Below are 14,490 nucleotides of genomic sequence, written 5' to 3' on the forward strand. Positions count from 1 at the left end.
AGCGGGCTCGGTATCAGGTGTCGGAGCCGCCGCTGGTACGGCGTCGCACCGCACCGCCGCCGTGCCAGTCCAGCACCAAGAGGGTCGCGTCGTCGGGCAGTTCCCCTCCGCACGCGTCGTGCACCGCCGCGGTCAGGGCCCGGACCACCTCACGGGGGTGCTCGTCGCGAGTGGCGCCGATGAGGGAGAGGAGGTCGACCGCGGCGGCCGCGCGTTCGTGCATGCCGTCGGTGATCAGGACGAGCCGGTCGCCGGGCTCCAGACGACGCCGCTGCACCTCGTAGCTGACCGGGGCCGGGACCCCGAACGGCATGTCCACCCTGATGGCGACTTCCTCCACATGGCCGCCGCGTAGTCGCAGGGGCCAGGGATGGCCGGCGTTGACCAGCTCGCAGGCGCCGGTGCCCAGCTCGACCCGGAGCAGTTGCCCGGTCGTCATGCCGCGGCTGTGCCGGCTGAGCGCCTCATGAGCGGCGTACGCCTGGTCGCGGACTCCGCCCCCGGCCCGGCGGGCGCCGCGCAGGGCGTTCACGGTCAGCGTCGCCAGCAGGGCGGAGTCGGTGTCGTGGCCCATGGCGTCGGTGATCGACAGATAGAGGGCGTCCTGGTCGAAGGCGTAGTCGTAGGTGTCGCCGCCGATGTCGTCGGCCGGGACCAGGCCACCGGCCAGGGTGAACTGCGCGGCCTCGCAGCAGGACGCCGAGGGCAGCAGCTGGTGCTGGATCTCCGCGGCCAGGGTCATCGCGCTGGTGCGCCGTCCCCAGTGGTAGAGGTCGGTGAAGCGGCGGTCGGTCACCACGATGTACGCCAGCGCGTGCGCGGCCTGTGCGACCGCCTCGCGCAGCGCGTCGTCCACGCGGGGCACCACCAGGTCCAGGACGCCGATGCAGTCACCGCGGTTGGTGACCGGGGCCGCCAGGCGGTGGCCGCCCTCTTCGGCCGGCTCCTGCTGCACGGCCTGGGAGCGCAGCACCCGGTCGTAGAGACTGCCCGTCAGCTCACGTCTCTCCGCCCGGCCGAGCGATTGCCCGGCCGTGCCGGCCCTGGGCAGCCGTACGGCTTCCCGTCCGAGCATGTCCACGAGCCAGAAGGAGACCTCCCTCGCCGAGCACCGCTCTTCCAGTTTCCGGGCGATCACGTCCACCGACTCCACCGGCGCGGCGTCCTCCGCCGCCCGCAGCACCTCGTCCAGGCCCAGGTCCTCATAGCCCACCGCGGGCACCTCCCGATCCTTCCGCCCCGGCTTCCACGCGGACCCTCCCGGACGCACCCGCACCCGGCCAGGACCGACACGCGCCGGACCGAGCCCACTCCGGCCGAAGAACCGGTCCCGCCCGGGCACTTCATCCATTCGGCCGACAGCACGGCACGGCCATCGGTGTACCGCCCTGGCGCACCCGCGCCGAAGACCCGGACGTCACGACCGCTGACCGCGGTACGGACGACCGCGCCGACCGGTCGACGCGATCCTCAGCGGGTGGCCGCCTCGACGGTGGCGAGGTCCTCGCCGGTGAGTTCCGCGACGCGGTGCGCCGGTACACCGGCCGCCAGGGCGCGGGCGAGGAGGGCGTCGCGGCCGTCGGTGCAGGAGCGGTAGCCCAGCAGTTCCTCCTCCAGCCGCGCCCGGTCCGGCGGGGCGGTGTGGTGGCGCAGCCGGCTCAGCTCCTCCTCGCCGAGCGGCACGGACAGCCGCTCGGCGTCCTCGGGGATGGCCGCCGTCTCCTCGGGCGGCACCAGCCGCAGGTCCGGGGAGGTTTCGGTGACCCCCTGGGCCTGGAGCCAGGCGCGTACCGCGGGTGTCTCCAGGAAGGCCAGGTCACCGACAGCCGTCGGCGGTACGCCGGGCGCGGCCATCGCATCGGACTTCAGCACGAGACAGGCGTCGTCGGTCATCGTCTGCTCCTCCCGTCGGAAGACTTGTCGGCACGGCACCCCGTATACCCGCGATCGGCGCGCTTGGTCATCCCCGCGCGGACCTGGTCGAAGGCCCGGACATGGTCCAGTCCGCCACCGGGCGCGCTGTACTGCGGCGGGGCACTTCCGTTCGACAAATTGGTCTAGTCCCTTTTTGGTCCAGACCATTGACCCGCCTCTGTGGGGGCGCTATCCAGTAGTCGGCAACTCCCTCCCCGCGCAAGAACTTTGGCCACCCCCTCCACACACCGGGACTGACATGAGACTCGTGCGTTCCTTCCGCGCGGCCCTCGCCGCGGCCGCCACCACGGCGGCCGCGGTGGGCCTCGCCCTCACGGGAACCGGCACCGCCGAAGCCGCGACCCCCCTGCCGAACCACGTCTTCGCCCCCTACTTCGAAGCCTGGACCGGCGAGAGCCCCGCCGCCCTGTCCGCCCAGTCGGGCGCCAAGCACCTGACGATGGCGTTCCTCCAGACCGCCGCCAAGGGCTCCTGCACGCCGTACTGGAACGGCGACACGAGCATGCCGGTCGCCGCCTCGACCTTCGGCGCCGACATCAAGACGATCCAGGCGAACGGAGGTGACGTCATCCCCTCGTTCGGGGGGTACACGGCCGACACCACCGGCACCGAGATCGCCGACAGCTGCACCGACGTCCAGCAGATCGCCGCCGCGTACGAGAAGGTCATCACCACCTACGACATCTCGCGGCTCGACATGGACATCGAGGTGGACTCGCTCGACAACTCCGCCGGCATCGACCGCCGCAACAAGGCCATCAAGCTGGTCCAGGACTGGGCGGCGGCCAACGGGCGCAAGGTGGAGATCTCCTACACCCTGCCCACCACCACGCACGGCCCCGCGGAGAACGGCGAGGCACTGCTGCGCAACGCGGTGAGCAACGGCACCCGGGTCGACGTCGTGAACCTCATGACGTTCGACTACTACGACAACCAGCCCCACGACATGGCGAAGGACACCCAGACCGCCGCCCAGGGCCTGTACGACCTGCTCGCCGAGCTGTATCCGGCCAAGACCCCGGCCCAGTTGTGGAACATGGTCGGTGTCACCGAGATGCCGGGCGTCGACGACTTCGGCAAGGCGGAGACCTTCACCCTGGCCAACGCCCGGACCGTGTACGACTGGGCGGTCGCCAAGGGCATCAACACCCTGTCCTTCTGGGCGTTGCAGCGTGACAACGGCGGCTGCCCGGGCGGGGGCGCCGCGGACAACTGCTCGGGCATCGAGCAGAACACGTGGGACTTCACGCGCATCTTCGCTCCGTTCACCGGCGGTGGCGTGCCCAATCCGGCCGACGACTTCTCCGTGGCGCTCAGCCCGGCCTCCGGGTCGGTGACGGCCGGCCAGTCCGCGACGGCCACGGTGAAGACGGCCGTGACGAAGGGCGAGGCGCAGGACGTGAAGCTGAGCGTCAGCGGCGCCCCGGCGGGTGTCACCGCCTCCCTCAGCCCCTCCTCGGTCACCGCGGGCGGCTCCTCCACGCTCACCCTGGCCACCACCTCGGCCGCGGCGTCGGGCACGTACACGGTCACCGTGACCGGCGCGGGCGCCTCGGGCAGCCACTCGGCGACCTACTCGCTGACCGTCACCGGCGGCTCCGGGAACCAGTGCACGGCCGCCCCGTGGGCCAAGGACGCGGTGTACACCGGCGGACAGCAGGTCTCGTACAAGGGCCACACCTGGAAGGCCAAGTGGTGGACGACGGGCGAGGAGCCCGGCACCACCGGCCAGTGGGGCGTCTGGCAGGACCTCGGCGCCTGCTGAACCGTGCCACCGCCGCCCGGGGTGCACCCGGGCGGCATGGGAACGGCACGTCCGGTCAGCCGGGACCGCCTGCGGGCGGTCCCGGTACCCGGCGCCGGTAAACCGGCCCCCGCGGTCGTCCGGCGCCCGCAGGCCGCGGGCCGCGGGCCGCGGGCCGCGGGCCGTCCAGGATGTGTGCCGCACCGCCTGATCGCCTCCTCGGGACACCGGGACGGCCGAGGTGGTCGCCGCCGGCCCGGGCGGCCCGTTTGCGGTAGGCGCGCCGGGGGGACCCAGCGATCCATGACGACAACACCACCTCGCCGGACGAGGCGGGACATGGTTCCGCGGTTCCTGGACGGTGTCGAACGGTGGCCGCGCGGTGACGCGGTGATCGACGCGCTCAGCCGGGGCGTACGAGCGCTGCCGCTGCGCGGCGGCCGGGATCTGCTGCACGGCAGATGGCTGGGCCACCCGGTGCACCCGCTGTTGGTGCAGGTGCCGGTCGGCAGCTGGCTGTCCGCCGCGGTGCTGGACCTGCGCCCCGGCCGGGCACGGGAAGCGGGCTCGCTGATCACCGTCGGACTGGCCGCCGCCGCCCCGGCAGCGCTGGCCGGAGCCGTCGACTGGGCGGACCTGCACCGCCGCCAGCAGCGCGTCGGCCTGGTGCACGCGCTGGCCAACACGGCGGCCGTCGGACTGTACGCCGCCTCGCTCGCCTGCCGTGTCAAGGGCCGTACGAAGGCCGGCCGCGGCCTCGGCTTCCTGGGGCTGACGGCAGTGGCGACCGGCGGCCTACTGGGCGGCCACCTCGCCTACCGGCAGGCCGCCGGCGTCAACCACGCGGAAGAAGTCCCGCAGGTCGTCCCGGCGGGCTGGCACCGGATCGGGTCCGTGGCCGAATTCCCGGCCGGCCGGACGGCACGGCGCACCGTGAACGACGTCCCGGTCCTGGTGGTCCGCGAAGCCGACGGGGACTTCTACGCGCTGGCCGAGCGGTGCAGCCATCTCGCGGGACCGCTGTCCGAAGGCACCCTTGAGGACGGCTGCGTCCGGTGCCCCTGGCACGGCAGCGTCTTCCGCCTCGCGGACGGCTGGAACGTGCAAGGCCCGGCCACTTCCCCCCAGCCCGTCTTCGACACACGCGTCGTCGACGGCCACCTCGAGGTTCGCCTGCGGGAGCCGGGCCCGGCGGAGGACGACACGGCCCAGTGAGCCGGCCCCCGCACTCGGCGGCAGGCGCAGCTCAGCGGCGGCCGGCCCTCGACCCCCGGTACGCCGCCCGGCGGACGGCGGCGAGCGCGGGGCCGGGGGTGAAGCCCCGGGCGTCATGCTCGTAGATGTCGAAGCCCGCGCTCTCCTCCGGCCCGGCCGGCAGCGCGGAGCGTACGGTGAGCACGGCGAACGGCCGCCAGGAACGGCCTGCTTCCCCCGCGCACAGGTCGAAGACGAGCGGCCCGGCGGCCAGCGCCCGTACCAGGCTCGCCGGGTCGCCGTGCACCGGGGCCCGCCCGGACCGGCGGGGGAAGGCGGCCAGGGCACAGGAGCGACCGCCCACCCGGTAGGGCAGGAGGCTGGAGTACGGCCCGCCCAGCGCGTCGGCGCGGGGCCGCGGCAGGTGCCGGCCGAGGCGTCCCCGGCCGCTGCTCGTCAGCAGCAGATCCAGGGCCCGGCCGGGACCGTCGGCCCGGTCCACCCGTACCGCCAGCCCCAGCGCGTCGGGCAGGCGCCGGGGCAGCCCGGCCGCCCGGGACAGCCGCACGGTGGCGGTGAACCGGCCCGGTCCGTCCAGCCAGGGCACGCACCAGTACCCACCGCCGTCCGGCACCTCCACTTCGCCCGCGCACATCAGCCCGCGCGGATGCAGGGCGGGCGCCCCGCGCAGCCGGGCCAGCCGCCGGAAAGCCGCCTCTATCCCTCGGACCTGCCATGACACCGCCGGTTCACGGACCGGCGGGGCCTGGGCACCTCTCGGCATGGTCGATCCCGTCCTCGTGGTCGCTGTCTCCTGAGCCCGCCCCCGGCGGTCCCGCCTCCGCTCGGCGCACCGGGTACCCCGGGGCCCGGCTCCGCTCACGCGGACGCCGGGCCTCCCCGCACGTCGTACGGAGTGCCGGCGTCCGGCTCGCCGTGCCGGGCGGCGTGTCGCGGGTGCGTGACGGGGGGAGGTTTTGTGCGGTGGGGGTGAAGCGGGTTAGCCTGCGGCGTATTTCTCATCATGCAGATCCGTGAAGTGCGGAAATGCACAGCGTTGGGGCCCTTGCGGGCCGCAGGGGTGTTCGGGTCCTCACCGCCGAGGGCCCATGGGGAGCGGGACGAGGTTGCGCATGACCAGCGACAAGTCCGAGACGGTCGACGCCGCGCCGGGCAACCAGGAGCTGCGGCAGCTCCTGGCGGGCCTGACAGCCGTGCGGGACGGCGACTTCGGGACACGCCTTCCGGAAGACGCCCATGGCCTCATGGGTGACATCGCGACCGTGTTCAACGGCATGGTCGACCAGTTGTCCGTGTTCACCTCCGAGGTCACCCGGGTGGCCCGGGAAGTGGGCACCGAGGGGACGCTCGGCGGGCAGGCGGAGGTGCCCGGGGTCTCCGGGACCTGGGCCGACCTGACCGACTCGGTCAACGCCATGGCGGGCAACCTCACCACCCAGGTCCGTGACATCGCCCAGGTGGCCACGGCGGTGGCCAAGGGCGACCTGTCGCAGAAGATCGACGTGCCCGCGCGCGGCGAGATCCTCCAGCTGAAGAACACCGTCAACACGATGGTGGACCAGCTCTCCGCGTTCGCCGACGAGGTCACCCGCGTGGCCCGCGAGGTCGGCACCGAAGGGCGTCTCGGCGGGCAGGCGAAGGTGCCGGGGGTCGCCGGTGTGTGGCGGGACCTGACCGACTCGGTCAACTTCATGGCGGGCAACCTCACCAGCCAGGTCCGCAACGTCGCCCAGGTGACGACGGCGGTGGCCAAGGGCGACCTCTCCCAGAAGATCACCGTCGACGCCCGCGGCGAGATCCTCGAACTCAAGAACACCATCAACACGATGGTCGACCAGCTCTCCGCCTTCGCCGACGAGGTCACCCGCGTCGCCCGCGAGGTCGGCACCGAAGGCCGCCTCGGCGGACAGGCCGACGTCAAGGGCGTCAAGGGCACGTGGCGGGACCTGACCGACTCGGTCAACTTCATGGCGGGCAACCTCACCAGCCAGGTCCGCAACGTCGCCCAGGTGGCGACCGCGGTGGCCAAGGGCGACCTCTCCCAGAAGATCACCGTCGACGCCCGCGGCGAGATCCTCGAACTCAAGAACACCATCAACACGATGGTCGACCAGCTCTCCGCCTTCGCCGACGAGGTCACCCGCGTCGCCCGCGAGGTCGGCACCGAAGGCCGCCTCGGCGGGCAGGCCGACGTCAAGGGCGTCTCGGGCACCTGGAAGGCCCTCACCGACAACGTGAACGTGATGGCGTCGAACCTGACCGGTCAGGTGCGCTCCATCGCCCAGGTCGCCACCGCCGTCGCCCGCGGCGACCTGTCCCGCAAGATCACGGTCGAGGCCAAGGGCGAGGTCGCCGCGCTGGCCGACGTGATCAACACGATGGTCGACACGCTGTCCGCGTTCGCCGACGAGGTCACCCGCGTCGCCCGCGAGGTCGGCACCGAAGGCCGCCTCGGCGGCCAGGCCCATGTGCCGAACGTGGCGGGCACCTGGAAGGACCTCACCGACAACGTCAACTCCATGGCGAACAACCTGACGGGCCAGGTGCGCAACATCGCGCTGGTGACGACCGCGGTGGCCAAGGGCGACCTGTCGAAGAAGATCGACGTGGACGCCCGGGGCGAGATCCTGGAGCTGAAGACGACCATCAACACGATGGTCGACCAGCTCTCCGCGTTCGCCGACGAGGTCACCCGCGTCGCCCGCGAGGTCGGCACCGAAGGCCGCCTCGGCGGGCAGGCCGAGGTGGAGGGCGTCTCGGGCACCTGGAAGCGGCTCACGGAGAACGTCAACGAGCTGGCCGGCAACCTGACCCGTCAGGTACGGGCGATCGGCGCGGTCGCCAGCGCCGTGGCCGAGGGCGACCTGACCCGCTCGATCACGGTGGAGGCCTCCGGCGAGGTCGCCGAGCTCAAGGACAACATCAACTCCATGGTGGAGTCGCTGCGCGAGACCACCCGGGCCAACCAGGAGCAGGACTGGCTCAAGACCAACCTGGCGCGCATCTCCGGCCTGATGCAGGGCCACCGGGAGCTGCCGGTGGTGGCCGAGCTGATCATGGAGGAGCTGACGCCGCTGGTGGCGGCCCAGTACGGCGCCTTCTACCTTTCCGAGGACGGCGACCGCGGCCCGGAGCTGCGGCTCGTCGGCTCGTACGGCAGGCCCGACGACGACCAGCGGCCCGACCGCTTCCCCGTGGGGCGCTCGCTGGTCGGCCAGGCCGCCCGCAGCCGCCGTACCATCACCGTCGACGCGCTGCCGCCGGGCTACGTCACCATCTCCTCCGGGCTCGGCCAGACCGTCCCGACCGCTCTGATCCTGCTGCCGATCCTGTTCGAGGACCAGGTCCTCGGTGTCATCGAGCTGGCGTCGGTCACCGCCTTCACCCCGATCCACCGGGACTTCCTGGAGCAGCTGCGCGAGACGCTCGGCGTGAACCTCAACACGATCGTGGCGAACGCCCGCACCGACGAGCTGCTGGAGGAGTCGCAGCGGCTGACCGCAGAACTCCAGGCGCGCTCGGCCGAGTTGCAGTCCCAGCAGGAGGAACTGCAGCGCTCCAACGCCGAGCTGGAGGAGAAGGCCACCCTGCTCGCCTCGCAGAACCGTGACATCGAGGCGAAGAACCTGCAGATCGAGCAGGCCCGGCAGGAACTGGAGGCCCGCGCCCAGCAGTTGTCGCTGGCCTCGAAGTACAAGTCGGAGTTCCTGGCCAACATGAGCCACGAGCTGCGCACCCCGCTGAACAGCCTGCTGATCCTGGCCCAGTTGCTGGCCCAGAACCCGTCGCGCAACCTGACCCCGAAGCAGGTCGAGTACGCCGGGATCATCCACTCGGCGGGCAGCGACCTGCTCCAGCTGATCAACGACATCCTCGACCTGTCGAAGGTCGAGGCCGGCAAGATGGACGTCACCCCGGAGCGGGTGCCGCTGCGCCAGCTGATCGACTATGTGGAGGCCACCTTCCGGCCGATGACGTCCCAGAAGGGACTGGAGTTCGCCGTCAGCACCGCGCCGGGCGCGCCCGCCGACCTGCTGACCGACGACTCCCGGCTGCGGCAGATCCTGCGCAACCTGCTCTCCAACGCGGTGAAGTTCACCGAGCAGGGCGGCGTGGAGCTGGCCATCGAGCCGGCGGCGGACGGGGAGGTCCCGGACAGTGTCGTGCGGGGCGGTGCCGTCGTGGCGTTCCGGGTACGGGACACCGGCATCGGCATCCCGGAGCAGCACCTGGAGACGATCTTCGGGGCGTTCCAGCAGGCGGACGGCACCACGAGCCGCAAGTACGGCGGGACGGGCCTCGGTCTGTCCATCACCCGGGAGATCGCGCATCTGCTCGGCGGCGCCGTCGCGGTGGACAGCACTCCCGGCCGGGGCAGCACGTTCACGCTGTACCTGCCGGTCGCCCGCCCGGACTTCGAGCAGTTGCTCGGCAGCGGCCGGCGCGCGCCGAAGGAGCCGGCCGAGCTGGACGCGGCCGCCCCGGCCGCCCGGGACACCGCCGAACCGCAGTCCTCCCCCGCCCGGCAGCGGCCGCGCCGGCTGCTCGTGGTGGAGGAGCGGCCGCGCGGGCTGCTGACCCTGGTCGCCGAGAGCGTGGTCGCGGAAGTGGCCCAGCACAGCCCGGACGACGGCTCCCCGCTGCCCGCCGTGGAGGTCATCACCGCCGTGGGGGCGCAGGAGGCGGCGGGCGCGCTGGCCGCCGAGCCGTGCCACTGCGTCGTGCTGGACCTGGACATGCCCGACGGGGAGGCGGGCCGGTTCCTGCGGGCCCTGCAGGGCGACTCGGGGCTGGCGGGCGTACCGGTGCTGGTCCACAGCGGCCGCCGGCCCGAGGTGGCCCGGGACGAGGCGTTGCGCTCGCTCCGGGACAACGGGGCGCTGGAGTTCCTGTCCAGCCTGGACGAGCTGCGCGAGCGCATCGCGCTGCACCTGTCGGCCGAGGAGCCCGGGGACGTGCTGTCCCTGGTCCGGGCCGAGGACCGGCAGGACCTCGCCCCGCCGGTGGACGACACCTTCCGGGGCCGCACGGTCCTGGTCGTCGACGACGACGCGCGGAACCTGTTCGCGCTGAGCGGGATCCTGGAGATGTACGGATTCCGGGTGCTGCACGCGGAGAACGGGCGCAAGGGCATCGACACGCTGCTCGGCAACCCGGACATCGCGATGGTGCTGATGGACGTGATGATGCCGGAGATGGACGGTTACACGGCGACCGCCGAGATCCGCAAGCTGCCGCAGTACGCCGACCTGCCGATCATCGCCGTCACCGCCAAGGCGATGCCCGGCGACCGGGAGAAGTCCCTGGCCTCGGGCGCGAGCGACTACGTCACCAAGCCCGTCGACACGCACGACCTCATGGCCTGCGTCCGGCGCTGGCTGTCCGCGTGAGCGCGCGAGCGCGCTTCGGCCGAGGAGCAGCACTGTCGTGAGTACGACCGAGCAGTCATATGAGCCCGAGGGCATCGCTGCGGGCCCGGAGCCGTCCGCACTCGTCGGACGGCCGGCCGCCGGCGATCCGGTGCCGTCGGACCTGGCCGGGGTCTCCCCCACGTCCCCCGTCGGCAGGCTCGCCGCCACCGTGGAGCGGCTGCGCCGCGAGGTACGCGCCGCGCAGGCGGAGGCGGAGGGCAGGGCGCTGATCGAGCTGGCCAAGGGCATCCTGGTGGAGCGGCTGGGCTGCGGTCCGGCGCAGGCCGCCCGGCAGCTCGCCGAGCTGACCGAGCAGTCCGGGGCGACCCCGCTGGAGTTCGCGGTGGAGGTCATCAACCAGGCCGCCCGCGACCGGTTGTCGGAGATCACCACCACCTTCCTGGCCGCCGCCACGGGCGCCGAGGAGCGGGAGGCCGCGGCCGTACGGCTGCGGGCGGCCGAGAGCGGGGCGCTGGCCGCGGACGACACCCAGGCCGTCGCCGACTCCCTGCTGGAGCACGCGCTGCGCCCGCTCGGCGCGGTGGCCGTGGCCGTCTGGGCGGCGGGTGCCGACGGCTCGCTGACCCTCGCCGGCAGCGCCGGGTTCTCCCCGGCGGAGGCCACCCGATGGCGTTATGTGCCGCCGGAGGTGGCGACGGTGGCGCGCCGGGGTCTGACCGAGCGCACCGGTCAGTGGTTCGGCTCCCTCGCCGAGACCGGGCTGCCCACCATCGGCCGGCACCTGTACCCGGACGGCGGGCGGGTGGCGGTGCCCGCGGGCACCGGGGGCCGGATCCACGGGGTGCTGGAGATCGTCTGGCCGGGCCCGCTGGAGCCCCAGCCGGCGGGGGTCGTCCGGCAGGTGGAGGCCCTCGCCGAGCTGTGCGCGCACACCCTGGAGTCGTACACGCCGCGCCGGGACGCCGGTCAGGAACCCCGTGTCCTGCCCGACACCGCCGAGTTGATGGACCTGGCGGACGGGCTGCACGATCCCGCGCTGGTCCTGGTGCCGTACCTCGACGACTCCGGGCAGCTCGTCGACTTCCGCATCCAACACATCAACAACCACTTCCTGGATCCGGCGGGCCGGCCGCGGGCGGTGGTCAACGGGGCGCTGCTGCTGGAGGCGTATCCGATGGCCGCGGGCAAGAGCGAGCTGTTCCAGCGGGTGGAGCGGGTGTACGCGACGGGCGAGCCGTTCCGGGCCCGCCGCATGCAGCTGACCTCGCTGGTCGACCAGGTGTCACTGTCGGCGGTCGCGGACATCAGCATCAGCCGGCACGGCAACAGCGTGCTGCTGATCTGGCGCATCGAGGACGAGACGGCGCGGCTGGCGAGCCTGCTCCAGCACGCCCAGCGCCTGGGCCGTATCGGCGGGTTCGAGGAGAACCTGCTCACGGGTGAGATCACCTGGAACGACCAGCTGTTCCATCTCTACGGCCGGCCCCCGGCGAGCACGCCCGTCCCGTTGGAGGAGCTGCCCGCGTACGCGCACCCCGACGACTCCGTGCCCCTCGGCCGGTTCCTGCGCACGCTGCTGCACCACCGCCGGCCCGCCTCGGCGGCCTTCCGGTTGCAGCGGCCCGACGGCGTGACCCGGCACATCCGCGTGGTCGCCGAACCGGTGCTGGACACCGACGGCCGGCTGTTCGTCGTACGGGGCGCCTACCAGGACATCTCGGCACAGCACTGGACGGAGGTGGCGCTCGCCGCGACCCGGGACCAGCTCGCCCACACCGAGCAGCAGGCCGCCGAACGCAACCGGCTGACCCTGCAGTTGCAGCACGCCATCATGCCGCCGACGCGGGCGCCGCTGACGGTGCCGGGTCTGGAGGTCGCGGTGCGGTACCGCCCGGCGGAGACCGAGCACCTGGTCGGTGGCGACTGGTACGACGCCGTGGTGCTGCCGTCGGGGCTGGTCCTGATGTGCGTGGGCGATGTCGCCGGCCATGGCATCGAGGCGGCCACCAGCATGGTCGTCCTGCGCAACGCGCTGCGCGGTCTCGCCGTGACCGGTGCCGGGCCGGGCCAGTTGCTGTCGTGGCTGAACATCGTGGCGCACCATCTGACCGGCGCGGTCACCGCCACGGCGGTCTGCGCGCTGTACGACCCCGACCGGCACACCCTGCGCTGGGCGCGGGCAGGCCACCTGCCGCCGGTTCTGGTCCGCGGTTCGGAGGCGGCGCCGTTGCCGCTGGTCAAGGGCCTGCTGCTGGGTGCGGTACCGGACGCCGTCTACGAGGAGGCCGAGCTGGAGTTCGCGCCGGAGGACACGCTGCTGCTGTACACCGACGGCCTGATCGAACGCCGGGACCGCTCCGTGGAGGAATCCCTGGCCCACCTGCTGACCACGGCCCGCTCGGCCCCGAAGACCCTGGACCAGCAACTGGACGGACTGCTGACCTACAGCAGATCGGACACGGACGACGACACCTGCATCGTGGGCATCCGGGTGGTGTAGCCGCCGCCGGGGCCGGATCACGGCGGACAGGACGCCGTGATCCGGCCCCGCGCCGCGGTGGGGCCGGGGCGCGGGGCCGCGGAGGGCCGGGCGGCCGGTGGCTCAGCCGCCGATGCCCGAGTCCTGTGCGGCGGCGACGATCGCCGCCGCGTCCTCCGGCAGCAGATATCCGGCGTCGACGGACGTCCGCGCGGCCGTGCGCACCTTGTCCACGTAGTCGGCGTGGGTCGGGTAGAGCCGGCTGAGCACCGGTTCGGCGGTGGGCGGGAAGTTCGGGTCGGACGGGTCGCCGTCGTCGTGGCGGTCCCAGGCGTCGGCGTCGCCGTTCCACGGGTCGCGGGCGCCGTACAGGCCGCAGAAGACACCGCTGCCGGTGGTGTCGCGCGCACCGGTGAGGGTGCGGGTGGGCACCGTGACGTCCGGCAGACGGACCCCGCCGGTGGCCAGGCCGGTGGCCGGGTCGCGCAGGACGGTGCTCAGCGGCTGTCCGCTCGGCGGCCGCGCGCCGCCGCGCGCCCAGTCGGCCAGGTGGCGCAGCGCCGCGTTCATCGCCCAGTGGCCGGGCCCGTCGTTGAAGGGGGCCGAACCGGCGGCGCAGTCGGCCGACGGCGCGGCCTCGCCCGCCGACTTCCGCACGGTGGCCTCGCCCGCGTCGTAGGCCCACTGGTCGCCGTGCGCGGTGCCGGCCAGCTCCCAGTGCACGACGCTGTCGGTGTCCGGCTGGCGTGCGATCGCGGCGCCCGGCACGTCGGTCTCGGTGAGCACGACGAACGTGGGCACCGGCAGGTCGGTCCTGATCCGGGACGGGTTCGGCATCCGCAGGGTGTCGGCGAGCACACCGCTGATCGGCGCGGCGATCGCGCTGTTGCTGTGCACCATGAAGCCGTCGTAGACCCCGGACACCGGCTGGACGGCGTTGGCGTACGTCGTCATGAAGCCCGCCGACTGCGACTCGCCGTCGGCGAGCAGCGCCCGGACCTGGAGCCCGCCGAGCGGGTCGGGCCCGTCCGGGGTGCGCAGCGCCTGGCCCGCCTGGGAGAAGATGTCGTAGGCGAAGGCGTCACCGGGGTGGACCAGGCTGCCGTACCGTGCCGGGTCCCAGCCCTTCAGGCCCTTGATCTCGCCCAGCCCGCCGTTGACGCCGACGGCCTGCGCCGAGACGCCGACCCAGGCGTAGCCCTGGCGCAGCAGTTCGTCCCGTTCGAACCAGTAGTCCGGGGAGAGGTCAAGCTGGCCGCTGACATTGAGCCATTCCACGACCACCGTGCCGTTGAACTTCGCCGGGTCGACGGGACGGCGCACCAGCAGGCGGCTCTTGTAAGGGGCGGTGGCGGACGCGCGGACGTTCCACCGGCCGTCCGAGGTCCACAGGCCGGACTTGGCGTACGACGTGGCGGTGCCCGAGATGAAGTACTCGCTCTCGGTGTAGCCGAACGAGCCGAGGTCCTCCGCCGCGGCGAGGAACGGGAAGCCGTGGGTGCCGGCGGGCGGGACGGTGACGGTGGGGCTCGCGGCCTCGGCGGAGGCCGCGGTGGCCGGCGGCGTGCCGAGGAGGCCGCCGCACAGCAGCGTCCCCAGCAAGGCGGCGGTGACGGACCGCCGGGATGGTCGAGCGAGCATGCGCACGGTTGCCTCCGTGAATGCGGGTCCTAAGGGGCTGAGACCGCAGTTTCGAGGAACGGTGACGGGCTGCCATCGGTGAATCCACCGGTGTTCCAAGGGCG

The 14,490-nt window shown here is 73.0% G+C and carries 8 protein-coding genes; 4 read left to right on the forward strand and 4 right to left on the reverse strand.

What is annotated here, in order from left to right:
* Nucleotides 1–13: 13 nt before the first annotated feature.
* Both HB370_RS02445 and HB370_RS02450 read right to left on the reverse strand, forming a co-directional pair.
* Nucleotides 14–1,213, reverse strand: coding sequence for a PP2C family protein-serine/threonine phosphatase (locus tag HB370_RS02445; protein ID WP_037700421.1), 1,200 nt, complete (start codon nt 1,211–1,213; stop codon nt 14–16).
* A 257-nt stretch (nt 1,214–1,470) separates the two neighbouring features.
* Nucleotides 1,471–1,893, reverse strand: coding sequence for a DUF6003 family protein (locus HB370_RS02450; RefSeq protein ID WP_030776596.1), 423 nt, complete (start codon nt 1,891–1,893; stop codon nt 1,471–1,473).
* A 280-nt stretch (nt 1,894–2,173) separates the two neighbouring features.
* On the opposite strand from HB370_RS02450, the gene HB370_RS02455 reads away from it, so the two are divergent.
* Together HB370_RS02455 and HB370_RS02460 are read left to right on the forward strand one after the other, a co-directional pair.
* Complete coding sequence (locus tag HB370_RS02455; RefSeq protein ID WP_030776593.1) at nt 2,174–3,700, forward strand: glycosyl hydrolase family 18 protein; 1,527 nt, start codon at nt 2,174–2,176, stop codon at nt 3,698–3,700.
* A 318-nt stretch (nt 3,701–4,018) separates the two neighbouring features.
* Nucleotides 4,019–4,894, forward strand: coding sequence for a Rieske (2Fe-2S) protein (locus tag HB370_RS02460; protein ID WP_030776592.1), 876 nt, complete (start codon nt 4,019–4,021; stop codon nt 4,892–4,894).
* A 31-nt stretch (nt 4,895–4,925) separates the two neighbouring features.
* Here HB370_RS02460 and HB370_RS02465 read toward each other — a convergent pair whose 3' ends face one another.
* Nucleotides 4,926–5,657, reverse strand: coding sequence for a phosphodiesterase (locus HB370_RS02465; protein ID WP_157855535.1), 732 nt, complete (start codon nt 5,655–5,657; stop codon nt 4,926–4,928).
* Between the two features lie 349 nt (nt 5,658–6,006).
* Here HB370_RS02465 and HB370_RS02470 point away from each other — a divergent pair, with 349 nt between their 5' ends.
* Nucleotides 6,007–10,284, forward strand: a complete 4,278-nt coding sequence (locus HB370_RS02470) for a HAMP domain-containing protein (protein WP_167512934.1) — start codon at nt 6,007–6,009, stop codon at nt 10,282–10,284.
* Nucleotides 10,285–10,321: 37 nt separating this feature from the next.
* On the forward strand, nt 10,322–12,766 hold the full coding sequence (locus tag HB370_RS02475; RefSeq protein WP_030776584.1) for a SpoIIE family protein phosphatase: 2,445 nt from the start codon (nt 10,322–10,324) through the stop codon (nt 12,764–12,766).
* A 102-nt stretch (nt 12,767–12,868) separates the two neighbouring features.
* On the opposite strand, the gene HB370_RS02480 is transcribed toward HB370_RS02475, so the two are convergent.
* On the reverse strand, nt 12,869–14,386 hold the full coding sequence (locus HB370_RS02480) for an alpha/beta hydrolase domain-containing protein (protein WP_244405366.1): 1,518 nt from the start codon (nt 14,384–14,386) through the stop codon (nt 12,869–12,871).
* Between the last annotated feature and the right edge of the window lie 104 nt (nt 14,387–14,490).

It is taken from the genome of Streptomyces sp. DSM 40868 (assembly GCF_011820545.1).
Lineage (GTDB): Bacteria > Actinomycetota > Actinomycetes > Streptomycetales > Streptomycetaceae > Streptomyces > Streptomyces eurythermus.